Source organism: Vibrio sp. J1-1 (genome assembly GCF_021728395.1).
In the GTDB taxonomy this organism is placed as follows: Bacteria; Pseudomonadota; Gammaproteobacteria; order Enterobacterales; family Vibrionaceae; genus Vibrio.
The window spans coordinates 339,224-364,109 of record NZ_JAKKCM010000001.1 but is presented as its reverse complement, the minus strand read 5'-3'; the positions used below and the strand labels follow the sequence as shown (position 1 = coordinate 364,109).

General features: G+C 44.1%; 27 protein-coding genes. 9 read left to right on the top strand and 18 right to left on the bottom strand.

What is annotated here, in order from left to right:
- Positions 1–207: 207 nt before the first annotated feature.
- On the bottom strand, positions 208–669 hold the full coding sequence (locus tag L3V31_RS01670; protein WP_237314175.1) for a hypothetical protein: 462 nt from the start codon (positions 667–669) through the stop codon (positions 208–210).
- Between the two features lie 214 nt (positions 670–883).
- Positions 884–1,606, bottom strand: coding sequence for an oxygen-insensitive NADPH nitroreductase (gene nfsA, locus L3V31_RS01665; RefSeq protein WP_237314173.1), 723 nt, complete (start codon positions 1,604–1,606; stop codon positions 884–886).
- Between the two features lie 198 nt (positions 1,607–1,804).
- On the opposite strand from nfsA, the gene L3V31_RS01660 reads away from it, so the two are divergent.
- A complete protein-coding gene (locus tag L3V31_RS01660; RefSeq protein WP_237314171.1) occupies positions 1,805–2,446 on the top strand; it encodes a MarC family protein in 642 nt (213 codons plus the stop codon).
- 161 nt (positions 2,447–2,607) lie between these two features.
- On the top strand, positions 2,608–3,480 hold the full coding sequence (locus L3V31_RS01655) for a patatin family protein (RefSeq protein WP_237314169.1): 873 nt from the start codon (positions 2,608–2,610) through the stop codon (positions 3,478–3,480).
- Between the two features lie 69 nt (positions 3,481–3,549).
- On the opposite strand, the gene L3V31_RS01650 is transcribed toward L3V31_RS01655, so the two are convergent.
- Both L3V31_RS01650 and L3V31_RS01645 read right to left on the bottom strand, forming a co-directional pair.
- On the bottom strand, positions 3,550–4,050 hold the full coding sequence (locus L3V31_RS01650; RefSeq protein WP_237314168.1) for a fasciclin domain-containing protein: 501 nt from the start codon (positions 4,048–4,050) through the stop codon (positions 3,550–3,552).
- 245 nt (positions 4,051–4,295) lie between these two features.
- Positions 4,296–5,276: a rhodanese-related sulfurtransferase gene (locus L3V31_RS01645; RefSeq protein ID WP_237314166.1), complete on the bottom strand. Its 981-nt coding sequence runs from the start codon at positions 5,274–5,276 to the stop codon at positions 4,296–4,298.
- A gap of 366 nt (positions 5,277–5,642) precedes the next feature.
- On the opposite strand from L3V31_RS01645, the gene L3V31_RS01640 reads away from it, so the two are divergent.
- Complete coding sequence (locus tag L3V31_RS01640; protein ID WP_237314164.1) at positions 5,643–6,131, top strand: GNAT family N-acetyltransferase; 489 nt, start codon at positions 5,643–5,645, stop codon at positions 6,129–6,131.
- 82 nt (positions 6,132–6,213) lie between these two features.
- On the opposite strand, the gene L3V31_RS01635 is transcribed toward L3V31_RS01640, so the two are convergent.
- The gene (locus tag L3V31_RS01635) at positions 6,214–7,509 is read right to left on the bottom strand and encodes an alpha/beta fold hydrolase (protein ID WP_237314162.1); all 1,296 of its coding nucleotides are present in this window, start codon (positions 7,507–7,509) and stop codon (positions 6,214–6,216) included.
- Between the two features lie 245 nt (positions 7,510–7,754).
- Here L3V31_RS01635 and L3V31_RS01630 point away from each other — a divergent pair, with 245 nt between their 5' ends.
- Both L3V31_RS01630 and L3V31_RS01625 read left to right on the top strand, forming a co-directional pair.
- Positions 7,755–8,912 carry a D-alanyl-D-alanine carboxypeptidase family protein gene (locus tag L3V31_RS01630; protein WP_237314160.1) on the top strand — a complete coding sequence of 386 codons (1,158 nt, stop codon included), beginning with the start codon at positions 7,755–7,757 and terminating at the stop codon, positions 8,910–8,912.
- Positions 8,913–9,062: 150 nt separating this feature from the next.
- On the top strand, positions 9,063–9,281 hold the full coding sequence (locus tag L3V31_RS01625) for a VF530 family protein (RefSeq protein ID WP_014234972.1): 219 nt from the start codon (positions 9,063–9,065) through the stop codon (positions 9,279–9,281).
- A gap of 68 nt (positions 9,282–9,349) precedes the next feature.
- Here the strand turns inward: L3V31_RS01625 and L3V31_RS01620 are convergent, their stop codons facing one another.
- Positions 9,350–9,802 (bottom strand): thioesterase family protein, encoded by a 453-nt coding sequence (locus L3V31_RS01620; RefSeq protein WP_237314158.1) that lies wholly within the window; start codon positions 9,800–9,802, stop codon positions 9,350–9,352.
- A 205-nt stretch (positions 9,803–10,007) separates the two neighbouring features.
- Here L3V31_RS01620 and L3V31_RS01615 point away from each other — a divergent pair, with 205 nt between their 5' ends.
- Entirely contained in the window at positions 10,008–10,772 is a 765-nt protein-coding gene (locus L3V31_RS01615) for a ferredoxin--NADP reductase (RefSeq protein WP_237314157.1), read from the top strand.
- A gap of 91 nt (positions 10,773–10,863) precedes the next feature.
- On the opposite strand, the gene L3V31_RS01610 is transcribed toward L3V31_RS01615, so the two are convergent.
- From L3V31_RS01610 to L3V31_RS01575, 8 genes are all read right to left on the bottom strand, one after another.
- Positions 10,864–11,529 (bottom strand): DUF2057 domain-containing protein, encoded by a 666-nt coding sequence (locus tag L3V31_RS01610; protein ID WP_237314154.1) that lies wholly within the window; start codon positions 11,527–11,529, stop codon positions 10,864–10,866.
- A 204-nt stretch (positions 11,530–11,733) separates the two neighbouring features.
- Entirely contained in the window at positions 11,734–12,882 is a 1,149-nt protein-coding gene (locus L3V31_RS01605; protein WP_237314153.1) for an AI-2E family transporter, read from the bottom strand.
- On the bottom strand, positions 12,875–13,561 hold the full coding sequence (locus L3V31_RS01600; RefSeq protein ID WP_237314151.1) for a potassium channel family protein: 687 nt from the start codon (positions 13,559–13,561) through the stop codon (positions 12,875–12,877). Before L3V31_RS01600 ends, L3V31_RS01605 begins: the two co-directional genes overlap by 8 nt.
- A 21-nt stretch (positions 13,562–13,582) precedes the next feature.
- Positions 13,583–14,470: an HlyD family secretion protein gene (locus tag L3V31_RS01595; protein ID WP_237314149.1), complete on the bottom strand. Its 888-nt coding sequence runs from the start codon at positions 14,468–14,470 to the stop codon at positions 13,583–13,585.
- Between the two features lie 12 nt (positions 14,471–14,482).
- Positions 14,483–14,686 carry a DUF1656 domain-containing protein gene (locus tag L3V31_RS01590; RefSeq protein ID WP_237314147.1) on the bottom strand — a complete coding sequence of 68 codons (204 nt, stop codon included), beginning with the start codon at positions 14,684–14,686 and terminating at the stop codon, positions 14,483–14,485.
- On the bottom strand, positions 14,686–16,323 hold the full coding sequence (locus L3V31_RS01585; protein ID WP_237314145.1) for a TolC family protein: 1,638 nt from the start codon (positions 16,321–16,323) through the stop codon (positions 14,686–14,688). Before L3V31_RS01585 ends, L3V31_RS01590 begins: the two co-directional genes overlap by 1 nt.
- 10 nt (positions 16,324–16,333) lie before the next feature.
- Entirely contained in the window at positions 16,334–18,514 is a 2,181-nt protein-coding gene (locus L3V31_RS01580) for an FUSC family protein (protein ID WP_237314143.1), read from the bottom strand.
- A 413-nt stretch (positions 18,515–18,927) separates the two neighbouring features.
- Positions 18,928–19,785 (bottom strand): DMT family transporter, encoded by an 858-nt coding sequence (locus L3V31_RS01575; RefSeq protein WP_237314141.1) that lies wholly within the window; start codon positions 19,783–19,785, stop codon positions 18,928–18,930.
- Positions 19,786–20,124: 339 nt separating this feature from the next.
- Here L3V31_RS01575 and L3V31_RS01570 point away from each other — a divergent pair, with 339 nt between their 5' ends.
- The gene (locus L3V31_RS01570; RefSeq protein WP_237314139.1) at positions 20,125–20,412 is read left to right on the top strand and encodes a hypothetical protein; all 288 of its coding nucleotides are present in this window, start codon (positions 20,125–20,127) and stop codon (positions 20,410–20,412) included.
- Positions 20,413–20,503: 91 nt separating this feature from the next.
- On the opposite strand, the gene L3V31_RS01565 is transcribed toward L3V31_RS01570, so the two are convergent.
- On the bottom strand, positions 20,504–21,544 hold the full coding sequence (locus L3V31_RS01565; protein ID WP_237314137.1) for a serine protease: 1,041 nt from the start codon (positions 21,542–21,544) through the stop codon (positions 20,504–20,506).
- 235 nt (positions 21,545–21,779) lie between these two features.
- Here L3V31_RS01565 and L3V31_RS01560 point away from each other — a divergent pair, with 235 nt between their 5' ends.
- Together L3V31_RS01560 and L3V31_RS01555 are read left to right on the top strand one after the other, a co-directional pair.
- The gene (locus tag L3V31_RS01560; protein ID WP_237314530.1) at positions 21,780–22,532 is read left to right on the top strand and encodes a phosphatase; all 753 of its coding nucleotides are present in this window, start codon (positions 21,780–21,782) and stop codon (positions 22,530–22,532) included.
- A 141-nt stretch (positions 22,533–22,673) separates the two neighbouring features.
- Positions 22,674–23,063, top strand: coding sequence for a cytochrome b562 (locus L3V31_RS01555; RefSeq protein ID WP_237314136.1), 390 nt, complete (start codon positions 22,674–22,676; stop codon positions 23,061–23,063).
- Between the two features lie 203 nt (positions 23,064–23,266).
- Here the strand turns inward: L3V31_RS01555 and L3V31_RS01550 are convergent, their stop codons facing one another.
- Genes L3V31_RS01550 through flgM form a run of 3 tightly spaced genes read right to left on the bottom strand, consistent with a single transcriptional unit; the run spans position 23,267 to position 24,736 of the window.
- Positions 23,267–23,983, bottom strand: coding sequence for a lytic transglycosylase domain-containing protein (locus L3V31_RS01550; protein WP_237314133.1), 717 nt, complete (start codon positions 23,981–23,983; stop codon positions 23,267–23,269).
- Positions 23,983–24,420, bottom strand: a complete 438-nt coding sequence (locus L3V31_RS01545) for a flagellar protein FlgN (protein WP_237314131.1) — start codon at positions 24,418–24,420, stop codon at positions 23,983–23,985. Before L3V31_RS01545 ends, L3V31_RS01550 begins: the two co-directional genes overlap by 1 nt.
- A 34-nt stretch (positions 24,421–24,454) precedes the next feature.
- Entirely contained in the window at positions 24,455–24,736 is a 282-nt protein-coding gene (flgM, locus tag L3V31_RS01540) for a flagellar biosynthesis anti-sigma factor FlgM (protein ID WP_237314130.1), read from the bottom strand.
- Positions 24,737–24,886 lie beyond the last annotated feature (150 nt).

The following is a 24,886-nucleotide window of genomic DNA, read 5'->3' as shown; positions in this document are numbered from 1 at the left end:
TCACCTATTGTTACACTATGGTGGTTTTTGTTTTGGTTGCATATTGAACTAGTGATTATTCACCCTAATTAACACGGGACTAAATATGCAACTGAAACTTGTTTATATAATGCGCATTAATAGTAGATAATGAGAGCAACACATTTATCTAACTATTAGCATCGCTCTGTTATCTTTAGCTACTAAGTTGGTAAATTCAGCGCCGTATCAACATTGTACATTGGACAGGCTAGATAGCTGTAGATGATCCCAATCCCAACGGCTTTTGTTGTTGTTTGGAATTCCACCAACCCAATACTGTTGAGCAAATTTAACCTGACCGTTTAAACAGTGTATTCCATGCTGAGTGATGCACACTTGCTGTTCCCACCAACTTTTTTCTGGTGAGTCTATTGCTACCAGAGGACTTTCATTCGTCGCTAGAGGAAGAATCAGTGCATAGAACATGGCATCACCCAGATAAGGCAAAGGTTCGATCTTCTGATAAAGCTGGAACCACTTACTTACTGAAATCGGGTTACTTTGTTTCTTTAGTGCATCTAATGCGAGACGCTGGGTGAAGCTCAGTCCTGATATCGAATGGGGAAGTTCCTGTAAATGGCGCTTGAGCACGCTAGGCATATTGGGTAGACAATCTAACCCGTTGCTATAACAGAGAGACAATCGCATTTGGTGTTTCGTCCGGCAGAGCCTGCCAATAGTGCAGGGAAGCTAAATTGCCGTGAACCGAGTTCTTTCCGCGAGTGTTGGGAGCTGTAGGCCAGAGCTCGTTTATCATAGGCGACGGCTGAGTGGCTGGCAAACGAAAATCAGGGAGCAGGTGATGAGATCTTATTAAAAACAAAGCCCCACCTTGATTGGCAGGGCCATCGTTCCATTTAATTTATCGTTTCGCTAACCCTTTGCTATTTAAATACGGCAAAATATGCGGGCGAGACTCTCCGGCTAATTTCGTCGTGACTTCCTCAGACCAGGTGCTTTGCTTCTGATTACTGGAGCGTGTGGCGTAGTAATCGTGCATGCTTTGGTCGTAAGTCTTTATGTCTTCTAGATTTAAAGGTTGATACTGATTTTCGTGCACAATAACTTTCGCAGGTAAGCGAGGTTTAACTTCAGGGTTTTGCTCTGGGTGACCAAGACACATACCAAACAAAATGGCAGTATTGGCAGGTAAGCCGAGTAACTCATCAACGTCTTGGGCTTTATTTCTTAAGCCTCCAATGTAAACGCCTCCTAGTCCCATTGATTCTGCCGCCAATAGACAGTTTTGCGCCATGATGCCGGAGTCAACCGCACCAATAAGCGTTAATTCCGTAAAGTCGGCTTGAACTTGAGGGTTGATTTCCGCGTGACGCTGATAATCAATGCAGAACACCAAAAACTCCGCTGCACTTGCTACGTAAGCTTGGTTACCAGCGTATTGTGCCAATTGTGCGCGTTTCTCAGAGTCGGTGACTCGGATAATAGAAACGACTTGCAACATGCTTGAAGAGGAGGCAGCCAGACCTGCTTGAATTATTGTGTCCAGTTGTTTTTTTTCGATGGGTTGTGGGCTGAATTTTCTAATCGAGCGGTGGCTGAGTATGGTTTGAATCGTGCTGTTCATGATGACTTAACATCCTTTGTTATTGTTCTCTTAATTCGTGAACTTCACCTTATCGGCATTTGACGGCTGGGTAAACTCTCTCAAAAGAAAAAGTGAGTCTTAAACCATAAGTTTTACTAGCGAGGAACGGGAATCAGGCAAATCCGAATACATAGGTATATACTGACTTAAAATCAATGAATTACATGCGGTAAAAGGATGCAAGAGTTAATCGTTCACACAGTAACGGTGTTTATGGGGTTCTTTGCCATCATGAACCCTATCGCGAATATCCCAATATTCTTAAGCTTAACGGCAGATGAAGATAGAGAAACGGTTCGCTCCATAGCGCTGCGCTCCGTATTCATTGCCTTTATCATCGTTGCGGTGTTTTCAATTGCAGGGAAGCTGATTTTCGATTTATTTGGTATTACGCTTTATGCCCTGCGTATTACTGGCGGAATTCTGGTCTTTTTGATTGGCTACAACATGCTGCAAGGTGACACAACTCACCAAAAAACTAAAGAAAAGGCTTACTCGCCTGCTCAGCAACAAGCGGCTTTAAGCGTTGCGGTTTCACCTCTTGCGATGCCAATACTGGCTGGCCCTGGAACCATTGCAACGGCGATGAACTTTGCTACAGCAGGTGGATTTGATCAAACGATTATTACCATTGTTTCATTTGCTGTGCTTTGTATTATCACGTATATCTTGTTCTTATTTGGCGATAAGTTAGTGAAAGCGGTTGGTCCTAGTGCGCTTAATGTTGTGACTAAAATGATGGGTCTGATTTTGGCAGTTATCGGTACTCAAATGCTGATTGATGGGGCTGCGGAAGCCTATAAGAGCGTCTTTTCTTAATCCAACTATTCTTATTTGAGGTTTGGGCATTGTGACTGGTTATATTTCTCCGCCAAATTTGGCGCTGGTATAGGAATCACCTATCTAAATAATAAGCATAACCAATTGTTTCTATTGCCTTACTTTCAATACTATTTTAACCACAGTATTGGGGAGGGAAAATGGTCAAAAAAGCAATTGTGGTTGAAGGTGGGGCGATGCGAGGCGTCTTTGCTAGTGGCGTACTAGACGCATTCATGGAGAAAAATTATAAACCCTTTGATTTCGCAATCGGTGTTTCTGCTGGCGCGTCCAATCTGATTGGTTATTTAACCGATTACCCACATCGCAGCATTAATATCATCACCAAGCTTGCAACCTGTAAACGTTTCTTTGACCCAACTCGTTTTATAAAAGGCGGCGATCTCATTGACGTTAAGTGGTTATTTGAAGAGTCTAATCGTTTGTACCCAGTCGATGAGAAGAAACTGTTTGATGGCATTCCTTTTTATGCGACCACTACCAATGTCGATACGGGAAAAGCTGATTACTACCGAGTAAATCGGGAAAATTTTCATCACGCGCTAGAAGCGACGACGGCTTTGCCTATCGCATACAAACATACGCCTTGTTTTTCTGGTGGCTGCTACACCGATGGAGGCGTTGCTGATTCAATTCCGGTTCGTGAAGCCTACCGAAGAGGGGCTCGAGACATTACTGTCGTCCTATCCCAGCCGCTGAACTACGCCAAGAAGCCGGTAAAAACGACCTGGCTCACCAAGAAGCTTTTTGCAGAACATCCTAAAATGGTCGAAGCCATGTTGCGCCGAGCTGAGAACTATAATGAATCTTTGGCGTTTATTCGTAATCCGCCAGAAGATGCGCGTATCCGCGTTATCGCTCCGCCAGATAATTTTCACGTTCAGCGTTTATCAATGCGCCAGTCTGTGTTGCTTGAAGGTTATGAGATGGGACGTGAAGAGGGCAGAGCACACTTGAGAAATCTTGCTGATGCTCATGGCTTAGATCGAGATAGTTGTCACCTTTGCACCTGAGAGCATAAGATTGGTTGTCAGCAACTGAGTCATTTTTAAGGGCGGAATATCTCCGCCCTTTATAAGTACTTATTTCGGCATAATTACCGTATCAATCACATGAATGACGCCGTTTTTGGCTTTGACGTCGGTTGCGGTCACATTGGCGTTGTTGATCATGACTTTATCACCCATGGTTTTTATCATAACGTCTTGTCCTTGAACGGTCGTTGCTTTATCAAGCTTCACAACGTCAGCTGCCATTACTTTTCCTGGTACCACATGATAGGTCAGAACAGAGACGAGCTTGTCTTTGTTTTCTGGCATCAGGAGCATATCTACTGTTCCTTCAGGAAGTTTTGCGAAGGCATCGTCTGTAGGGGCAAACACAGTAAAAGGCCCTTCTCCTTTCAGTGTTTCTACCAAGTCAGCTGCTTGCACGGCTGCGACAAGTGTATTGAATGATCCATTACTAGAGGCGACATCAACAATATCCGCTTTCATCATCCCATGCTCATGCGCTTTCACAGGAAGTAAAAAAGACAAGATCGCAACTAAAGTTGCGGTGATAACAAGTATACGTTTCAACATAATGTATTCCTTTTGTGTTGAGGGTACGACATGCTCCCGAGCGATGTTCTTTGCTTGTACGCGCCGCTAGCGATAGACGATCAACGGATTTATGTTGTTTAAAGTGAGGGGTTATTTGATGGGCGAAGAGTGTGTGGTGTTAATGAAGTGCTTAGGATGGGATTGAACGGCATTGTTCTTAGGGTAGAGAATAGAAGAAGCGAGCCACTAAAATGTAGCTCGCTTTAAACTGAAACGAATCGCTCTTATGCCTTATTACGCTGTGCTTCTTTTTGAGCAAGCTTGGCAGCACGTCGCTCTTCTCGTTGTTTAGCGCTTTCACCGCCAACGTGCTGTTCACCACGCTGATCCGCTAAAGAAATTTGTTTTTCACGTTCGCGGAATCTAGCAATTTGCTCTTCTGAATGAGTACCGTGACATTTAGGGCAGCTTACACCTTGTTCGTAAAGGTCTGATTGTTTGTCTTCTTCTGTGATTGGTAGACGACAAGCATTACATAAGTCGTAGTCTGCTTTTTCTAGCTGGTGGTTTACCGCCACACGGCCATCAAATACGTAGCAATCACCTTCCCACATGCTCTCTTCTTGTGGTACTTCTTCCAGATACTTTAGGATGCCGCCTTCAAGGTGATAAACTTCGTCAAAGCCTTGCTCTTTCATATAAGCCGTTGATTTTTCGCAACGGATACCACCAGTACAGAACATTGCGATTTTCTTATGCTTTGCCGGATCCATATTTTCTTTCACGTAGTCTGGAAATTCGCGGAAAGTTTCAGTGTTTGGATTTACTGCTCCTTTAAAAGTACCGATCTCAATTTCGTAATCATTACGTGTATCGACAACAAACACTTCTGGATCGGCAATCAGATCGTTCCAGTCTTTTGGTTTCACATAAGTGCCAACCACATGACGAGGATCGATGCCTTCTACGCCTAAAGTGACGATCTCTTTCTTGAGTTTTACTTTAGTGCGGTTAAAAGGCTGTGACTCTGCAAGTGACTCTTTATAAACAGTACCTGCAAGACGTGGCTCTGCATTTAGCCATTCAAGCAGCGTGTCAATACCCGCGCGATCGGAAGCAACGGTACCATTGATACCTTCACTTGCCAGTAGAAGGGTGCCACGAATCTGGTTCTTTTCCATCAGCGCAAGCAATGGTTCGCGTAGCTCTTGATAGTTACCTAGTTCCACAAACTTGTACAGCGCACAGACAACATACTGACTCATGAGATTTCCTTTAAAAAAACAGGCTTTAATAAAACAGGTGGTCGACGACCATTAAATTATAACGGTCCGGAGTATACCTGACTAAAATGGTCGGGTATACAGGTAAACCCGTCGGACATCAAACAAGCATGACGATTGATTCGTTGCAACGTGTGGATGTAGAACGGATGGTCGCTTACCTACAAACCTTGTAGGCCTTCAAATTATCAACAAAAACCTAAGGGAACTGACGACGTTACCCTCGACAGAGTTGTGTGAAATTTGTACGTTTAATTTGTTGAGTCCTAGTTGCTCGTAATTGCACTCAGCGCAGTACAGTAAGATAAAAAACAAAAATTAATTCAACGGAATGGTTAGGGCATAGACATGCAGCAGTTTCATATCAGGCGACTCAGAGAAGAGGATATCCCGCTTCTCAAACTTCTTTTGGTTGAACTCGATACTTCGCACTATCAAGCTGAGCCCGATTTTTATCGTTCACCAGAAGAAATGGCAGAGATTAGGAATAGCCGTAATATCTTTGAAACATACTTCGATGGCAGTATCACTGCATTTGTTGCTTGTTCAAACCGTAACATAGTGGGGTTTATCTCGGGAACCACTCGTGAACTCAACTCCATCATTTCACCAGAGAAATATGTTGGCTTTATCAATGAGCTCGTTGTTGCAGAAAGCCATCGAAACTTGGGAATTGGCTTGTCTTTGATGGATAGAATTGAAAGTGCGCTTTGTAGCCTGGGTGTTGAGGAAATCGGAGTGTCCGTCGGTTCGTTTAACCACGAAGGAGAAGATTTTTATCACAAGATGGGCTATCGAGTAATCACTAAGTCCATGATAAAAAGGTTCAAAGATTAACGAATTTACGCGATATCCAGTACAGAACAGCAAAACGCCTTTTCATTGTGAAAAGGCGTTGATATATACAACGGTGGGTTGATTAAGCCAAATTCGCCGCAGTTTGGTTACCCATTGCAATTAAGGTATCCAGAATGCGTTCGCCATCTGCACGCAGACCATTGTGTTCATATTCGTTGGTGATCCACGCTTTTGAGTTCGGCATGGAAGCGAGTGTTTCTCGGCTGATGTCCATTTCCACAAACATATCGTCGGCGTAAACTGCGCAACTTACTGGAACTTTGTTATCTGCCAGTTGGTTTTGGTCATAAAGTGGTGACCAGTCCTCTTTGCTTGCCAGAATTTCAGCGGCTTCTTTCAGTGGTTTTAGGTTGACGTATTGGTCAAACATCCATGGGAAAACCATTTCCCCGGTAAAGTAGAAAGGTTTGCCTTTTTCATAGTTAAACGCTTGGTTTGACTGACGAACTCGGTGTGCACTCCAATTTGACGCAAAGCCCTGGCAGTATATAGACTCGTGCAAAATGGCGTAAATAGGGTTGGTTTGGAAGTTTTGCTGAGCCAGCATGTCACTTAAAAACTCGTAACGAAGCTGCGCTTTTCCGTTTACCTCTATTAGTGCACTCTCCAGCCAGTAATATGTTGGCAAGAAGGTATCGCTGACACCAAAATTAATCCCAATTTGCTGGAACTGCTCAACAGTAAAACGTTGCCCGTTTGGTAGGAGTTCTTCATTTTCTAGCAGGTGATCAGCGATGGCTTGGCAAAGCTGTTGCGCTTTAGGAAATTGCTGGAAGAACGCCAGGTTTTTGTCCATCGTACGTTTAAACGTTGCTTGATACACATCGTCAGGGTGACGCGAAACAGATGGCACGCCTCCAGTAATGTAGCTTCGAGTCAGACTTTCAGGGAACATTGATAAATAGGTTAAAGAACAAAAGCCACCGAAGCTTTGACCTAAAATCGCCCATTTTTCTACACCAAATTGCTGACGTATAAATTCAGCATCGCGAACAATATTGTCTGCTCGGAAATGGCTTAAGTACTCGGCCTGCTCTTGTGGTGTCAGGTGCGCCAGTGTTTGGTGATTGATCACCGAGCTGTTTCCCGTGCCGCGCTGATCGAGCAGTAATACTCGGTGCTCTTGAAGTGCTCGCTTTATCCAGCCGTTATGGCCATTTTGACGTGGAGAAGGGAAGCCGGGACCACCTTGTAGGTACACCAGCCATGGTTTTGTTGAGTCCTCTTCTCCCACTAAACTTATCGAACGCGCAAAGACTTCAATGGTACCTTTGCTCTCTTCTTGGTAATCCAGAGGCACATTAAAGGTGTGGGGAGTGTAGTGCAATCCTGAGTCGATAAATGATAGAGCATTCATTGTATTATTTTATATCCTTGTTGGGTTCAGCATCTAGTAGACCTTACGCACGCTACTTTACTTCGAAATGAGGGTTTAACCAAGAACCCGAAGTTGAGCTGGTCACTAATGAGACATTGACTCTCTTGCGTGAAATCAGTGTAAGTTCAAGAAAATGAAACGATTAGCGACTGGTGCAACTGATTGAATGAGCTATGCTCATTAGAGTTGCTATAAAGTGCAGTGCGAATAGTGGAGGATGTTGAATGAAAGTGTCACTGGCTCGATGGATTATCGTGACTTGTTTAGTGAGCCTACCTGCCTTTGCAGTGGTTACGCCAAACCCACCTCAGTTACAGGCAAAAGGGTATGTGTTGATGGACTTTCAGTCGGGAGCCATTATCGCGGAACAGAACGGGAGAGCTGGATTAGCACCTGCAAGTTTAACCAAGCTTATGACAGCGTATGTCGTGGGTCAGGAAATCAAAGAAGGTCGACTCAATTGGGATGATTTAGTGACGGTAAGCGAAAATGCGTGGTCAGAAAAATTTCCCGGCTCCTCAAAAATGTTCATCCAACCGAAAGATGAAATCAGCGTTGCGAATTTAATGCGCGGTGTCATTATTCAATCGGGAAATGACGCATGTGTTGCGCTTGCTGAACATGTTGCAGGCAGTGAGCGTGGATTCGTGGCACTGATGAATGGCTGGTCCGAAAAGCTCGGACTTCAAGACACATACTTTGTGAATTCTCACGGACTAGATAGTGAGGGGATTCAGACTTCTCCAATGGATATGGCAACGCTGATGCAATCGATCATCAACGATGTCCCTGATGTCTATGCGCTTTACAATGAAAAGGTGTTCAAATGGAACGATATTACCCAATACAACCGTAACAAGTTGCTGTGGGATAAGTCGATAAATGTGGATGGTGGCAAAACAGGTTACACCAGCAATGCGGGATATAGCCTGGTCAGCTCAGCCACTGAAGGTAAAATGCGACTGATCTCTGTTGTGATGGGAACACCGAGTCCACAAGCACGCATCAGTCAGTCTAAAAACATACTCAGTTATGGCTTCCGCTTTTATGACACCAAGAAGGTGGCCACACAGGGACAGGTGGAATCAAAAGTTAAAGTTTGGAAAGGGAAGGTGAGTGAAATAGAAGCGAGCTTTCCGCAAGATGCCTATTTGACCTTACCTCGCACAATGACGGCGGGCTTGGACAAGAGTGTTGAAATGAATGACCCTTTGATGGCGCCAATTGAGCTAGGAGAAGTGGTTGGTAAAGTCGTATGGAAAAATAACGATGAAACCGTTGCCAGTTATCCACTGGTCAGTAACCAAGCTGTTGAACCTGCCTCGTGGTTTGGCCAAGTTTGGGACAGTATTGTTTTGTGGGTGAAATCGTTCTTTAAGTAACCCAGGCCCAGCTAACTAATCAGGAAGAACAGAAAACAGCCCGCTTTCAATCGGGCTGTTTTCTGTCTGCTACAAATAATAGTTGGGTATCACGTTTGTTTCAGTTAGATTAGCCCGCCAAGTCGCCCTATAAATTGTTGGATTGAAATCATGAGCAACGAACAACCGAATAACCCACTACACGGGTTGAGTTTAGAAAAAATTGTCACCCGTTTGGTTGAGCACTTTGGGTGGAATGGCATGTATGAACGTGTTCGTGTTAACTGCTTTAAAAAAGATCCGTCTATTAAGTCGTCGCTAAAGTTTCTCCGTAAGACACAATGGGCAAGAGATAAAGTTGAAGCGCTGTACATTGAGACTTTTTGTTAAGTAGCTCAAATAAGGCAATGATTCCCGAAAGCGACGAACGCGCTCAATCGGGAATCTGAACGTGATTATTACTCTAAGTGGTGAGTATTTCCTACCGTTGCTTCCAGTTCCAGAATCGACTTGCGGACGTTGTCTGGAATCTCAGTCTTTGTATTATTTTTAAAATCAAACATCACGCCTGTTGCTGTTGCGACGGTGACCACTTTTCCCCACTTCTTACTAAAAACCTGATACTCCATAGTCATGCGGTCTCCCTGCATGTCAATCACTCGTGCGCCAATCAGTAGTGTGTCTGGGTAAGTAACTGGTAATTTATAGCGGCACTGAGTTTCACTCAGAACAGGGCTAATTTGCGAGGTTTGTAGGTCAACGAGCAAATTAATCGCTTCAAAATAATCCAGACGTGCTGTCTCGAAGTAACGAAAGTAAACGACGTTGTTGACGTGTTGCAAGGCATCCATTTCTCCCCAAGCAACTCTGATCTCAGTAACGACGGGGAAGTCTTTTAGTTGTGTGTCCATGGTCTTTGTTCCTTTTTCATCAACGTTGCCACAAATTGTGAAGTCACTTATTAATCTGAGCATTTATTCTAGATGTAATTCTTTAGAATGTAATAAAATTGTTCCCGAAGTGTGAAATAAACTGGTTGCTTATGTAAAGTTTAATCTTTACATAATGACGTTGTAAGCGTAAGTTTATTTGAGAGTAGCTAAAGGGAGATGTCTCATGGCAGAACTGAAAAATTTCAATCTCGCCAGAGTTGAGAAGCGAATAGACTGGACAGATGAGCTGTTCAGCTTAAGAGTATCTGGCGCTCCACTTTCCTTTAAAGCTGGTCAATTTACCAAACTCGCGTTGTTAGAAGAAAATGGCAACCTCATCAGCCGCGCTTATTCCGTGGTGAATGCCCCGAGCGAACAGTTTGACTGGTTGGAGTTTTTGATTGTCGCGGATCCGCAAGGACAATTGTCGCCGAAGCTGCAAAAGTTGAAGACTGGCGATAGCATCTATGTGGGTGAGACGGCCCACGGCGACTTGATCCATGATACGATTCCAAAACAAGCCCATGATCTTTGGTTGCTTTCAACGGGGACGGGGATTGGGCCATTCTTGTCATTATTAGACGACATCAATCTGCTTCCGCACAACGAGAAGATTGTTTTGGTTCATGGTGTTCGGTATGAGAAAGACCTCGTGTATAAATACTTAATTGAGCACTTAGAACAGCGCTATGAAGGCCGGTTGAAGTATGTACCGATAGTGAGCCGAGAAACGGTGGAAGGTAAGTTACAAGGTCGAATTCCAGACTTAATTGCTTCCGGAGAGCTTTCTAATCAAGCCGATGTCGAGTTTTCACCTAACCGTAGCTTTGTCATGCTGTGTGGCAATCCAGGAATGATTAAAGACACCTTGCCCGTGTTACAAGAGCGCGGTTTAGAGAAGTTTCGAGCTAATACTGGTGGTAACATCATTTACGAACGTTACTGGTAAGTCTGAAAACAGTAAGATAAATCGGTTGAGTTTATTACAGCACGAAAAAAGCCACATCAGATGTGGCTTTTAAACTGAGACAGACCAAACGCTATTGTTGGTTGATGTACGCTTTGAAGCGAGCTTTGGTTTCAGCATCCGCTTTTTGGTACCAGAAATGCAGCATTTCTTCTGCGGTTGAATCTGCTTTTGCAGCCGCTCGTGCTTGCTTCATATCCTCAGGGATTTCGGCAGGTAAAGTCATCGGCTGAACCATCGATCCTGCAACGGCAATTGCCGCCACGCCGCCAGTTCGATTGTAATCTTCTACTTCACGAACATAATCTCGGCCAATCTGCATACCTTCTTTGATAAGCTTATCTTGCTTAACGGCAATCGCGTCGCCAGATGCATCAACCAGTTTCCAATCTAGGTTTTTGATGTTGTCTTCTGCGTCACGTATATCGCGGTACTCAGGAAGTTGTAACGCCAGCTCTGAATCTGAAGCCGTAAAGCTCGTAACGATAACATCGCTTTCAACACTGATGCGGTCATTACCTTGGTTGAAAAACGGAGCAAATCGGAATACCAACTGGTTAACGCCATCAGGTAGCGTCAGGGTTCTTTCAGAAGCAAAAAAGCTGCCATCCAGCTTCACTTTTTCACCGTTTGCAGCGAGTACCGAAACGTCGTCAGGAACACTAACGGTCACGTCAGCAAATGCCATGCTACTCATTGCCAGAGCGAGCGCGCAAGTTAAAGGCTTGATCAATTTCATTGTTTTTATCCTAAGCACTATGTGAGCATCGAGAGTGCATCGTTATGTGCTTGATTGCAACAGTCAAGTGTAATAAGTATGAAAATTTAACATTAGCTTCATTTTTCATCGGCAGTAAAATGAAAATGTGACCGCAATAAAAACAAACCGCTGCAATGCAACGGCTTGTATTATTATTGAGTGTCGAGTTAAGGTTTAGTGAACTTAAATGCCTGAGCCGTTGCCAGACTCATTTTGTTCACCTGACTCTTCTAGTAGCTCAGCCATTTCCTCTTGCTGTTGGGCTTTCTCAAAATGTAGCCACCAAACGAACAACTCATACCAAATGGAAAGGATAACTGCGCCGAGGAAGAGGCCAACGATGCCATAGAAAAGCATACCGCCGATGGCTCCAATCAGGATAATTGGCATCGGAGTGTCCACGCCTCGTCCCATAAGCATTGGTTTGAGTAAGTTTTCAGAAAGTGCACCAACGATAGCCCAAACGGTAAACAAGGTCGCCGTCGTGCTGTCTTGAGTCATGTACATGTAGCCAATCACAGGTAACACGGCAAGAAGGGCAGGTAGCTGAGCGATACACAAAATCATGAGTATTAGAGTGAGCAAACCAGCGGCAGGAACGCCAAATACGAAGAAACCGGCACCAATCAGCAACGCTTGAATGGCTGCGACACCAACAACGCCAAGTAGCACGCTCTTAATGGTTGCTGCAATCAGTGTCGCCCAGCTTTTGGCGTTGTCACCTGCGGTACGAATTGCAATTGTGGTTAGACCTGATGCCAATGATTCTGAGTAAGTCATAAAACCAGCGGCAATAGCTAGAGACAAAATAGAAAGTAATACACTGCCTAGAGCACCACCCATCATGCCAAGCAGGGAAGTCAATGCTGACTTAATCTGAGGCATAAAGGTTTGAATTGCTTGCTCTAAATTAGTCGAGAAAAGTGTCCAGGTGTCATAGAGCTTACCACCGACAAGAGGCCAGTCTGCAACTGATGGTTTAGGCCCAGGTATTTTGACATCACCGCTTTGAAGTACTTGCAGTGCGTGGGTTGCACCGTCGTAAATGGAACCAGATACCATGACTAGTGGAGTCACTAACAGAGCGATACCGAGCAGAGCAATGGTGGTCGCCGCCAAGCCTCGTCTGCCGCCATAGGCTCGCTGTAGTCTTTTAGTGACGGGTAAAAGTGCAACTGCAATGATTGCCCCCCAAATAACGGGAAGGATGAAAGGCCTGATAATGTCGTAAGTAAACATAAACAATACGAAGATCAAGCCAATACGTATTGCCGATTCCACCATATTACTGATGAAAATCTTACTTTCATTTCTTTCCGATAATTTATCCATTTTTATTTACCTGATGATCAATGTTGGAACTGACGAGGCTAGAAACCACAATAGCCATATAAAACACACCTGTGATGGCCTCTAAATAAACGATGACTTGAGCCAGCGGAGTCAGAGGACTGATGTCGCCATAACCAAGAGTGGTCAAGGTGACGAAACTAAAATACGCTGCATTGGAGAAGTTTTGTCCCCAGGAAATGGCCTCCATACCAGTGAAAGCCTGTGGTGAAAACTCGAGCAAAATGAGGTAGGCGATGGCCCACATCAAACCAAGCAACAGGAATAAGGCAACAGAACCAATCACTTTGTTACTGTTGACGTGACCAGTAAACAGGATTTGTCTTGCAATAGATTTAAAGGTGCCAAAGAAAAACGCGAAGGTTAACGCGAGCATCACTACGTTCATTTCTTGGATATGAAAAATCGTTTTTATCACGATGGTAAACACCCACACAGCAAAAAGGGTGTAAAGGAATCGAGACCAGGCTTTATCAAATCGTAGGCTGGCGAAGCAGACGATAAATGTGATAACCGTAAACGCCTGTAGAATGTGCTCTATGGCTCCTTCATTCACCATTTGAGCGGACGCACCGCCAATCAACAAAACGATGAGTGATAGTGTCAGATAGAAGAAGTTGTTTTCTTCATTAATGTTTTTGAGTTTTTTACCAATGACCATGGCGGTTCTCTCAATTAGTCGCTATTCATTGTTTTCTGCTGAGTCTTTCATCACCATGATGGAGGCTGAAAGTCCAAATCGAAGCTCAATGTCTTCTGGCAATTCGTTGATGGCAATACGAACTGGTATACGTTGTGCTAGACGAATCCATTGGAATACCGGGTTCACATTTGGCAGTAAGTTGTAACCCACTGTTCCGTCCCTCGGCGCAATGCCCCAGCCAATAGAATCTACAGTTGCGTCAATGGGCGTATCTGGATGAGACATCAAAGTGACTTGCGCTTTGCTACCTGACTCGATTTGTTGCAACTGGTTTTCGCGGAAGAATCCAAACACCCAGAAGCTGTGTTTATCGATAAGCGCGAGTAATGGTTGGTTGGCAACCGCTTGGGTACCATTGCGGATGTCCAGATTGGAGACAAACCCGTCAACAGTCGCGTAAATCTTGGTATAGCTGAGATTTAACTTGGCAGATTTTAACTGCTCTTCCGCCGACTTAATTTGTAATAAAGACTCTTCATAAGCGATCTCGCGGCGAATAAGATCTTTATGAGAGACTGCACCGCGGTCTTTTGCTCGGATATCCGTTAAGCGATCGTATTCAATTTTCTTACCGCGAGAGCTGACGATGGACCTTTCCAGCGCCACTTCAGCTTGTGATAACGCAACCTCGTAGGTGGTTGGATCGATCTCAAACAATAAATCGCCGGTTTTGACTTCCTGGTTGTCTTTAACCGCAACGTTCACAATGGGGCCGGATACACGAGGCGCGACTTTGATCACGTTGGCACGTACTTGCCCATCTCGTGTCCAGGGGTTATTAAAATACTCTTCATATTTTTGATAGCCGAGCCAAGCTGCGCCACCAAGAATGACAAGATTGAGTGCAATTACGAATAGTTTTTTCATCTTGTTTGGCACCTAAAATTGAATATAAAAGCTGTCTATCGCCACCACATAAAAGACCATGATGGCAATGAAAGTCAGCGACGGAAAAGCGATAAAGCGAGACAACCTAGTTTTGTTTAACAGGATCACGGTTATCCAGGTTGCGGTGACCGCAAGAAACAGCACCAGCAGTAGCGGGGAAAAGTAAACATCACCCCAAGAGAGTTCATAAGGCATTATGGTTCCTCCCCTTTAGGCGCTGTTTCATCAACCCTTTCAATAGGAAGTGGTGGTAGAACACGGTTTTCTTGGTCTAAATACCCATCCCAATCGGTGCGTTCGACCATCTGCTGAGTAATCTCGTCAGATAAGAACGGCTTACCAGTTTGCGCTTGCCAACCTCCACCAAGGGACTTGTACAGAGCCACGACCTGGTTAGCGACACTGCCTTTAATCGAGGCGTAGTTGTCTTCTGCTCGCGTCATTTTCTCTACCGAGTTGAGTAGACGCTCAAAGGATATTTGACCGTTTTCGTATTGCGTCATCGAAATGTTGAATGCACGAATCGATGAGTTTACTGACTGCAAACGTAGCGATTTTTGTTGTAAATAAAGGTCATAAGCTTCTAAGGCGTTGGTGACCTCATTAACGGCCTGCAGTACTTTCTTGTTGTAGTTGGTTAAGGTTTCCTGAAAGCTGGCATCTTCGAAACGAATATTATTTTTCACACGACCATATTGGAAAATGTTCCAGCTAAACGCAGGGCCTGCGACCATCGTGAGAGAGTCACTAAAACTAAAGCTACTACCATCTGGTACGGTACTGTCGATGCCAATCGAGCCAAACAGAGAAAAACTTGGATACAAGGCCGCTTCCGCTACACCAATTTGGGCACTCTGAGCGCGAGCTTGCATCTCAGACACTTGCAGATCTGGTCTGCGCATGACTAAGTTCGCATCAATTTGGGTCTCTAAAAGTGGTGGGCGCGGGACAATAGAGTTTTCGTCATTGCCAGATAAAGCTGTTTTTCTGCCAGTCGATTTAAATTGCGCCTCGTACTCCGCAATACGCTCAGGAACCCCATTCGATGCCAGTATTGCATCGACTTCTTCTGGTAGTACGCCTAACAATAGCGCAATGGCGGTACGCGACTGCTTCATCGCAATTTCAAGGCTCGGTTGGGCCGCTCTGGTGGTGTACAACTGGTTTTGAGCTTGTTGAACGTCAAGTTCAGTCACGTTACCTGAGTCAAATTGAACTTGAGTAATGTGTACCACGCGCTCTTGAATCTCGATGTTTCGTTTAGAGAGCAGAATACGCTCTTGGTAGGTTCGATAGTTGATGTAATTGCGCACCACTTCTGAAGTAATGGTGACCATAATGTCGTGGTAAGATGCGATCGTCGCATAGTAACCCGCTTCTACCGATTCAATACCTCGTGAGTATTTACCCCAAATATCCATTTCCCACGCCGCATCAAATGTGAGCGCGGCGTTATTGAGCCCCTGATCATTGACGTAAGCACGCGCCAAATTACCGGATACGGTTTGTACCTGCGGATACTGAAGTCCAGATGCGACGCCGACTAATGCACGGGCCTGGACAATACGCAACCCAGCCGCCTCTAAATCAAGGTTTTGCTGGCTAGCCAGTTCAACCAATTGATTCAGCGTCGGGTCATTAAATTGTTGCCACCACTGTTGTACCTTTTGCTCAGATTGAACGGTATCCTGAACCGCTTTTTGCAACGACCAATCACTTGGTAAAGTCGTTTGTTGTGGGTGGACATAGTCTGGCCCCACCGTTGTACACGCACTGAGCCCAATCAGAGTCATTATGGCGAGGCTTGGTTTCGTTAATTTTTGAAGCATCATACCCCTACCTTTAAAACCGCTTCTGCTGTAAGTTCACCCAATCGATATCCTCGTAGGTTTGCTTGCAATGTTTTATTGCTTCGAACACGTTCCGTTTTAAATTCAGCAAGATATAAAAACCAGCTATCTCTGAATAAGCGTAGTCAGATAAATCCAATTCATTAAAAAAACCTTCCAGTTTATCTTCGAAGGATTGGTAATCCTGACTGTACTGATTAAAAACGGAGTCGAGCTCTTCTGTAATCTGGTGGCTGGCTAATGCACCAGCCATCGAAGGAATGATAGCGTCACGATGTTGTTGACGAAGCTTGTTTATCAGAGGGTTAGCCAACAACTTTTTATCTGCAACCATGAGCACGTTAATATGGCTGCATAGAACATCACAAGCTTTGCTGAATGCACTGATAGCCTCTGGTGTGGTTTGGTCAAAATGTTTGTGGTTGATTTTTGACCCCCAAACTTTGAGTTTTTTCGCAGACACGTTCAATGTCACTAAATGCAAAGCACGTTTAAGTGGTGTGAAAAATGAATCGGATTGTTTTTGATAGGTGACAAACAGAGAGCGTGTATGCCGGAAATAGCGTTCTTTTATGGTTAAGAAAAGGTGCTCGGGCCTTGAACTGAACGGAAAGTAATGAGCAAAAATAATCATGAATACGACCAAGTAAAACAGTGTCATGATCGTCATTAAGATGCCGAAGTGATAGAACATATTATTGTCCAGCCCAAGGACAAACAGACCGACCATGTAAAAAATCGTTATCGGCCCATTGAAAAGGTAAAAACCAATAAACGTGTAGATAAAGATAAACAAACCGAGCTCTAGTCCGAGATCCAGTTGTGGCAAGATGAATAAGTAAGATGGCACAGCAAACAGGAAACCAAAGGTGAACAGCGCCAGTAGCACAATTGGATGCACGGGAACAAAGGACAACAAAGACATGAACATGGTCGAGAAAATCACAAACGAGTAGCCACCCGGAGGGTTAAAATAGATCCAGATGAGCCCGGCAACCCAGTAAGTTACGAAGGTTTTGACTGCTGTTTTGAAGTTTTCAGCATCCCACCATAAGAACCTGCCTTTCGACTTTGGCAGTTCAACGTGGAACGAGACGTTGTTAGTCACAGAGTCAATACAGCTAATGCTTTCAGCCAGGCGTGAGAGGTTCTGGTGCATGGACTCCAGTAAAAAACCTAAAGTGATCGCCGAACCTTTAGTGAGATGTGGTGCTGAATCTAGCAATTCTTGATTGTATTCAACCTTAAACTCTTTGGCGCGATAAACGTGTTCATTGTCTTCCCAGACCTGCTGACAGGTATGGAATAACTGTTCTATTTCCGCGATCGTTTCATCAAAGTTAGTGATGCATTGACGATCTTCTTCCAGGCTAAAGTGGCTATGCACGGCAACTGATAATTGCTGAGTAATTTGTTTGCTTAGGTGAACGGCCAAACGCCACTCTTGTAAGTAAGCGGAGACGTCACTGCACTCAACACTCACGGTTGCAAATCGTTGCTCCAAACTATTTTGCGCAGCAAACATTTCTTCGGTGAGCTTGTCGATATTAAGTTGAGAAGCCCTGTGTTCTGATTCCTCTGGTGATTCCGAACCATCGACTGAGTCTGGATGTGGCTCATGATTTTGTTCAAAGCTATGGACAAGCGTTGCGAATAGCGCTTGCTGAGTTTGATTTAACTGCTCAATAAGCTGACGTAGATTTTGTTCGGTTTTGACTGGGAATAGAAAAGTACCGACCAATGTATAGACCACCACGCCAAATACGGTCATGTAGGCGCGATCAACACCATAAAGAAATGCACCGTCCGCATCACCACCGTTAGACATCATTAAAGTCATCACCCCGGTCAGCATAAGTAGCGTAGGGTCTTTTTGATAAGCGTTACGAAAATAAAAGATAAATGAAACGACGAGTGACACACTCAGCATATATAACAGGCGATCTTGTGCGAACAGTCCAACTAGCAACAAGCCGACAACTGCCCCTACTAGGGTACCGAGGACACGTAGCGTGCCTTTTGCGAGAGACTCTCGGCGACTGCCTGTTGTGGCAATCAGCATCACAGTTGTCGCGGCGGTAGACGCCTGCGGCCATCCCATAGCAAATGGAATCAGATAAGCCAAAGTGAGGCTAAGCGCTACTTTTATAGCAAATTTAATTTTGTCATTCATAGTCAAAGTTTGCTCAGGCTTATCGTTTCAAGTTGATGAATTTATTAATAAAGGTTGGTGTAGAGTTACTGTTCTAACTATATTTTGGTTGGCGGAATATAGCGAGCAAAAAGGAGCGGATTGTAAATCTTGTGTCAAAACTAAATGCATATAAAGCGACCATTTTCCCCGTAACCCTTGTCACCATTAGGGTTATTGGACAAATGCTCAAAACCGCTACTTACTGGCGGTCTTATTTATGAAACAGATTTGCTTGTACTTCCTAGCCAAAACTTCTTAAATCTATAAACCGCCTGATAATAAATAGGGGGGATTTGTCTATTGTCATCTATTCCTCACCTATAAAAAGGATAGATGATGAATGGGATTTTGAGAGGAAAAGTTTTATTTTTTATTAAGTTGTGTCGGTTGTATTACTCTTTATTCGCGCTTTGCGCGCGAGATAAAAAAACCAGCGTGATACCACCTAAAATGATTGCGCTGGTGACGATGGAGTGAAGTGATAGGGATTCATTGAGCAGAAGAGATCCGAGTACCAAGGCAATAACAGGTACCGAAAGTTGGCTTATCGCAGCTTGAAGCAGGGTCAGTTTCTGCATTACGTGATACCACAGTAAATAACCAATCCCTGATGCAAGTACACCCGAGGTGATAGCTAGAGAAATGCCTTCTATGGAGAGACTGACCGAAGAGAGAAGGAAAGGGGAGACAAGTAAACTAATCCCAGAGGCGGCAATAAAGCCCCATGCAATACCACTGCTTGGTGAAGGTGCATGTTTGCCAAGTGCAGTAAAGAGCGCCCAGCAAACACCAGATATCACCATTAGGAGTGTCGACCAAACATCTGGACGAGTCGCTGATGGAAGCATTAGCCAAGCGAAACCAAGAATGGAGACTGCAATACCAATCACTTCTAAAGTTCTAAATCGTTCCCCTTGCCACCAATGTAAAGTCAAAAGCGTTAACTGCACAGCCCCAAATAGGAGTAGCGCGCCCGTTCCTGCATTCATATTCAGATAAGCGTACGAAATGAGTACCGCATACCCAAATAACGTCACACCCGCGAGCACCTTAAAGCGACTCGTCGGCTTTTCTGAATGCCAAGTTCCAGTAATAAGGAGAAAAAAAACGAGAGTTACCGCTCCGGAAATTAATCGGATAAGTGTGAAGCTTCCCGCATCGCTCAGTCCATCTACCAATGCTGCGCGGATTAACAGTGAATTGGCGGCAAAGGCGAACATCACAACAACGGTCAGCAAAAAAGTGAACATTTTCGATCCTTAAATTGGGGGCATAGAATGAGTGTAGCGATAAAGTTAATTGTTCAATTAGTTGATTATGTGATTAGTTATATCTGTCTTGAACAATATTCTGAGGCTCTGTTTATAGTTATATCTATGACAAAACTATCACTCAATCAATTATTGGTGATAAATGTGGAGCATTTGTTAACTGATTGATACAAAATGAATAGTCCGTAATTTCTTTCACTCAGTTAGGAGTTTTCCTACACGCCTCTAGTGCTGCTTCTTGCTATCTTGTCGGAAGGCTGGAACACAATATAAACACGTGTTCTTAACGTCAGGCTATAGCGAAAAAGAAAGACAACAATGAATGAATTTGTTTTGCGATTGATGAAATGTGCTCGTGCTTATGAAAGCTTTATCGGGAATAAATTGTTAAGTAAACAAAGCATTAATACCGAAGAGTTGAAAAACATACAAAAAGAAGCACTAACCAGATTCCCAGAGTTAAAAACGCAGCAACTCAACCAAGTAAAAGAGACGGTGGAGTTTGAGCTATTTAACAAAGTTTTGCACAATACCATGTTAAAAGTGGGCTTTCGAATCCCTGAAGGCAAAGCCGCAAGTACGACTGCAATTTACATTCGTCGCTAGAAGACAAACAGCCTTCCAATGACTCATTACGTGGAGGCTGTTTTCTTTTTGGTAAGACAGACCGGGTGAAGCGCTACTGTCTGAGCTTTGGCTATCTCAATACATATTTGTTGTCAGAGTGACGTCTGCGTATCCAGCCAAGCCAGCCAACTATCATCAACAAGCCAGCCCCGAATGCACCTCCGCTGCCTCCATCATCGTTGTTGTCTTCTTCAAAAACCTGAGAATCACCTTCACTGTGGTAATCTTCGGTTGCGGCTAACTCAGCGTCATAACTGGTTTTTACGCCAGAGCTGGTTTGCTGTTCAATCCAAGATGTGTAGTTAAGAATTTCGGTAAACACACTTGGTATGGCGGCAGACTCACAAACAGATGAACCATAACTGACAATACCAATTTGTTGATACATACCCTTACTATCAACGTAGGTAAGTGGTCCGCCGGAATCACCACGGCAAATACCAGTATATTCCCTGCCAACAAAGCCATTTGCACACAAACTTTCTTGAGAGTTGAAGTTTGTTACTAATGCCTCACACTCTGAGTCAGTCAGTGGGTCGACTTCTGCCCAGCGCAAAGAGGTTGGTCCCGAAGTATCTGTGGTAGAGGTTTGCCCTAAGCCAAATATTTGATAAACCGACGCATCGCTGTAATCGCCGAAATCTTGTGGCAAAGTGATGGATTGCACGTTGTCCGTGATTGGTCGGGAGAGTTCTAGCAAGGCCAGATCGTTAATCCACAATGTATTCGCGTTATAGTCTGGATGAATGGTAATTCTACGAACGTCTTTAAATTCGGAGACATAAACGTCATCCATGGTCGGGTTTTTCACTAAAACACGTAAATCGTCAGTGCTCCATCCATCAGTGAATACATTGGATTCCACACAGTGTGCGGCAGTTAAAATGTAGCGATCATTCACAATAGAGCCGCCACAAATATTAGCGAACTCGCTAGACCCAGTCTTATGCAATATCAAGCGAGCAAAAAATGGCAGTTGATTCAAAGTGGTAGGCTCACCGCCAATGATCGCAGTCGATATATTTTGTTCTGAGAGATTGGTATCCGTATCTGCGAAAGTCGTTATAGGCAAAATGAGGAAAGCCCCGATCAAAGCATGATGTAACCTCATAACCTTATCCTTATTGTTAGCGTTATTGTATTTACTTTAGTCAAGACTCCAACAAGCACAACATTGCTTCCATCCTGTATCACTATTCATACGAGTGTAATGGGCGGGCGTTACTAAAGCGGAGCGTGTGATGCTGATAGTAACAAGGTATGGTGAGTTGAGGTTTTATGCCCTGCATACTGACAACATTTGGGTATACAATACCTGAAAACCTGCAAATCTAAGAGAGTACATGATGGAATTTAAGGTCGATACCCATACACATACGTATGCCAGCGGCCACGCTTATAGTACGTTGATTGAAAACGCTAAGTCGGCAAAAGAGAACGGGCTCGTTATGTTCTGCACTACCGACCACGCAGAATCAATGCCGGGTGCGCCTCACTACTGGTTCTTCTCCAACCAAAAAATCCTGCCTCGTTATCTCGAAGGTGTTGCCATTATTCGTGGCGTTGAAGCCAACATTCTTAATATTGAAGGCGATATTGATATCCCTTTGAGCGTTGATCGTAATCTTGATTGGGTGATTGCCAGTTTCCATGAGCCAGTATTTAGTCCGTCGAATCGAGAAACCCATACGGAAGCGTTACTCAATGTTATCCAAAGTGGTCGAGTCGATGCGCTTGGGCATCTGGGTAATCCTAATTTTGACTTTGATTTTGAAACGGTCTTGAAATGCGCGCAAGAGCATAACGTTGCCATAGAGATTAACAACACGACTCTGAAAGGGAATAGCCGCGTTGGTAGTGTCGACCGTTGTCATGAGATCGCCCAAATAGGCAAAGAAGTGGGGGTTTTCTTTACGACAGGCAGCGATGCACATTTTTGCCATGATGTCGGTAATCTCGATCTAGTGGGTGAACTGATGGACCGAGTGGATATTAAGAGCGAGAACGTCATTACACACTCGGCTAAGCAGTTCTTGTCGTTCCTGGAACTTCGCGGGCGAGAGCCAATTGCAGAATATGATGAAATGCTTACCGCATAAACTTGATTACATTTTGCTAATGCACCCTTAGTGCGTTTCCTTTACACTGCGTAGCTTAACTATCCGAACCATCCTGAATGAAGGATGATGGTGATAAACAGAGCCGACACAGAATTCGGCACTAAAAATGGAGAAGTGAAGATGTTACGTCCTTTAGTTTTAGGGTGTGCGATTGCGTTGGGCTCAAGCTACGCAATGGCGGAAGCGGTCGATCTAAAACAGAACATGAAACAAATGAAGATGGATTTCAAACAAGCGGCCGAAGCGTCGGATGTTGAAACCATGAAAGCAGCTATTGATAGTTTACAAGCGATCATTGAGCAATCTAAACGCGGTAACTACCCGCCAGAAAAGTTTGATACGTATCTGGAAGGCTTTAACAAATTAACGGTAACGCTCGATAAAATCGAAGCTGATTTGGATGCTGGTAATTTAACTGAAGCCAAACAGCAATTGCGTGAAATTGATAGCTTGCGAGAAGAGTACCACGACAAACGTAACCCAAGCATCTGGAGCAAGCTGTTTGGTTGATTTGGGCTGTGGATATGAACAACCCACAACGTTTCAAGACCCGCAACTCTGCGGGTCTTTTGTTTCTGACGCAAAGCAGCGCTGAGTCTGAAATCCTTTATTGAGCTTACTCTTGGAACTGATTACGCCGTGTGAAACTTGTTAAGTTACCGTTGTGCGAAGATTGATTTTTTTCGCAGTGTCTTTGGACCGATTTTGTGAATTTATAGCAAGATGAGAGGTGGTAAAGGGGCTAAATCTACCAAAGGTTCACTATTTTTTCGGCCATACAGAAACAGAAGACTTCTGTTTTGGCTGTGAAGTTTGTTTATATTGATGATGGTCTGTAAGGCATAAAACCGAGCAACGTAGCGCTGGGTTTCCTCTGGAAGCTTTAGGTTAACGAACTTTCGACTGTTTGCTTGTTTAATTGCTCTGGCTATCCGTCCTTCTCCGGCGTTATAAGCCGCCAAGGTCAGAGCCAGATTACCTTCAAACTTTTGGTATAGAAAGGCTAAGTAATTGATTGCGGCTTGAGAACTGGCTGTAGTATCAAAACGCTCATCTTTGTGCTTTTCAACAGTCAGACCAAATCGCTTTGCTGTAGCAGGCATCAGTTGCCAGAGACCTGCCGCATTAGCATGCGACACGACATCCGCTCTGTAAGACGATTCCAACATTGGCACCAGAATAAATGTCTCTGGGAGTTTACGCTTCTCTAGTAACGTAACGATTTGATTAATCAGAGAGTAGTTCGAGTCTAGCCGCTGTTTAATTTGGGCTTGATAAGGGCGAAGTGTCGTTAGTTCCAAATCGATCGCAGACTGAGATGGTGCAGCGCCCAATGTCCGGCAGAAGCAAGCCAAAATCAGCAAACCAGTTGCGCGCAGTAAGCCCAACCGGTGCGAACCTGAAAACAGGTTTGGTAGAGTTAAGACCATCAAACCAACTGATCTTCGTACGTATCCGGAGATGCATGTGTAAACTGACTCATGAGCTCATGAAAAGAAGCTGAGCTTTGACCGTTTTTTTGGTTGTATTGTTGGCACTCTATTATCAATGCTTCTAGCTGACACCATTGTTGTTTGAGCGGAAGACTTAGTTTTTCTGGCAGCACCGAGAAAATCTTGCTTACGCCTTTTTCATTGGCAGGTAATCCCAGTTTTTGCATACAGTGGCTGCGCTTTGCTGCATTGCGGTTAAGCTGGCCAAGAATTGGTATTTGTTGGTCAACATTAGCTCTTAAAGCAGAAGCATCGAAAGTCAGATATAAGCCGCTTTGTTTCTGCTGTAACTCCATTAACTTTTGATAAAGTTTAACGTCTTGACTAATGGATTGAATAAATTCTTGTATTAGTAATTGTTTTTCTGAGGCCATACAGTTGATCCTGAAGTTACGTCTTTACGGCTGATTATTCGTGACCAGTATGAAATTGCATGACGGCCTGAGAAAGAGCCTTCGTATCCAGATTGAGTTCACCACGGGCAAGCGCATTCCGAATTTTTTCAACTTTCTCCATATCTACTTCTGGCAAGGTTTCCATTTCAACCATTGCTTTATCCAGCGCTGCAGTATTGACGTTTAATGTTGCTTCCACCGCTTTTTTTGAGGGCGCTACTTCAACCGTTTTATTGGACTCCTGATTGAGTCTGGTTTGTGCTAGATGGCCGCCTGTCACTTTGTCGATTTTCATATCACTATCCTAAATCATCACTCTTATCACTCTTATCACTTATAAGCGACTAAAAGCGGGAAAAATTAAGCCTAAATTGTCATTTATTTTGTGAACTTTTAGAAGGCTACTTATTTTCCAGTTTGCTTACCAATTGACAGATTTCTACGA

Coding starts and splice junctions, on each gene's coding strand:
- L3V31_RS01670 (WP_237314175.1), bottom strand. CDS start 669: ATGCGATTGTCTCTCTGTTATAGCAACGGGTTAGATTGTCTACCCAAT.
- nfsA (WP_237314173.1), bottom strand. CDS start 1,606: ATGAACAGCACGATTCAAACCATACTCAGCCACCGCTCGATTAGAAAA.
- L3V31_RS01660 (WP_237314171.1), top strand. CDS start 1,805: ATGCAAGAGTTAATCGTTCACACAGTAACGGTGTTTATGGGGTTCTTT.
- L3V31_RS01655 (WP_237314169.1), top strand. CDS start 2,608: ATGGTCAAAAAAGCAATTGTGGTTGAAGGTGGGGCGATGCGAGGCGTC.
- L3V31_RS01650 (WP_237314168.1), bottom strand. CDS start 4,050: ATGTTGAAACGTATACTTGTTATCACCGCAACTTTAGTTGCGATCTTG.
- L3V31_RS01645 (WP_237314166.1), bottom strand. CDS start 5,276: ATGAGTCAGTATGTTGTCTGTGCGCTGTACAAGTTTGTGGAACTAGGT.
- L3V31_RS01640 (WP_237314164.1), top strand. CDS start 5,643: ATGCAGCAGTTTCATATCAGGCGACTCAGAGAAGAGGATATCCCGCTT.
- L3V31_RS01635 (WP_237314162.1), bottom strand. CDS start 7,509: ATGAATGCTCTATCATTTATCGACTCAGGATTGCACTACACTCCCCAC.
- L3V31_RS01630 (WP_237314160.1), top strand. CDS start 7,755: ATGAAAGTGTCACTGGCTCGATGGATTATCGTGACTTGTTTAGTGAGC.
- L3V31_RS01625 (WP_014234972.1), top strand. CDS start 9,063: ATGAGCAACGAACAACCGAATAACCCACTACACGGGTTGAGTTTAGAA.
- L3V31_RS01620 (WP_237314158.1), bottom strand. CDS start 9,802: ATGGACACACAACTAAAAGACTTCCCCGTCGTTACTGAGATCAGAGTT.
- L3V31_RS01615 (WP_237314157.1), top strand. CDS start 10,008: ATGGCAGAACTGAAAAATTTCAATCTCGCCAGAGTTGAGAAGCGAATA.
- L3V31_RS01610 (WP_237314154.1), bottom strand. CDS start 11,529: ATGAAATTGATCAAGCCTTTAACTTGCGCGCTCGCTCTGGCAATGAGT.
- L3V31_RS01605 (WP_237314153.1), bottom strand. CDS start 12,882: ATGGATAAATTATCGGAAAGAAATGAAAGTAAGATTTTCATCAGTAAT.
- L3V31_RS01600 (WP_237314151.1), bottom strand. CDS start 13,561: ATGGTCATTGGTAAAAAACTCAAAAACATTAATGAAGAAAACAACTTC.
- L3V31_RS01595 (WP_237314149.1), bottom strand. CDS start 14,470: ATGAAAAAACTATTCGTAATTGCACTCAATCTTGTCATTCTTGGTGGC.
- L3V31_RS01590 (WP_237314147.1), bottom strand. CDS start 14,686: ATGCCTTATGAACTCTCTTGGGGTGATGTTTACTTTTCCCCGCTACTG.
- L3V31_RS01585 (WP_237314145.1), bottom strand. CDS start 16,323: ATGATGCTTCAAAAATTAACGAAACCAAGCCTCGCCATAATGACTCTG.
- L3V31_RS01580 (WP_237314143.1), bottom strand. CDS start 18,514: ATGAATGACAAAATTAAATTTGCTATAAAAGTAGCGCTTAGCCTCACT.
- L3V31_RS01575 (WP_237314141.1), bottom strand. CDS start 19,785: ATGTTCACTTTTTTGCTGACCGTTGTTGTGATGTTCGCCTTTGCCGCC.
- L3V31_RS01570 (WP_237314139.1), top strand. CDS start 20,125: ATGAATGAATTTGTTTTGCGATTGATGAAATGTGCTCGTGCTTATGAA.
- L3V31_RS01565 (WP_237314137.1), bottom strand. CDS start 21,544: ATGAGGTTACATCATGCTTTGATCGGGGCTTTCCTCATTTTGCCTATA.
- L3V31_RS01560 (WP_237314530.1), top strand. CDS start 21,780: ATGGAATTTAAGGTCGATACCCATACACATACGTATGCCAGCGGCCAC.
- L3V31_RS01555 (WP_237314136.1), top strand. CDS start 22,674: ATGTTACGTCCTTTAGTTTTAGGGTGTGCGATTGCGTTGGGCTCAAGC.
- L3V31_RS01550 (WP_237314133.1), bottom strand. CDS start 23,983: ATGGTCTTAACTCTACCAAACCTGTTTTCAGGTTCGCACCGGTTGGGC.
- L3V31_RS01545 (WP_237314131.1), bottom strand. CDS start 24,420: ATGGCCTCAGAAAAACAATTACTAATACAAGAATTTATTCAATCCATT.
- flgM (WP_237314130.1), bottom strand. CDS start 24,736: ATGAAAATCGACAAAGTGACAGGCGGCCATCTAGCACAAACCAGACTC.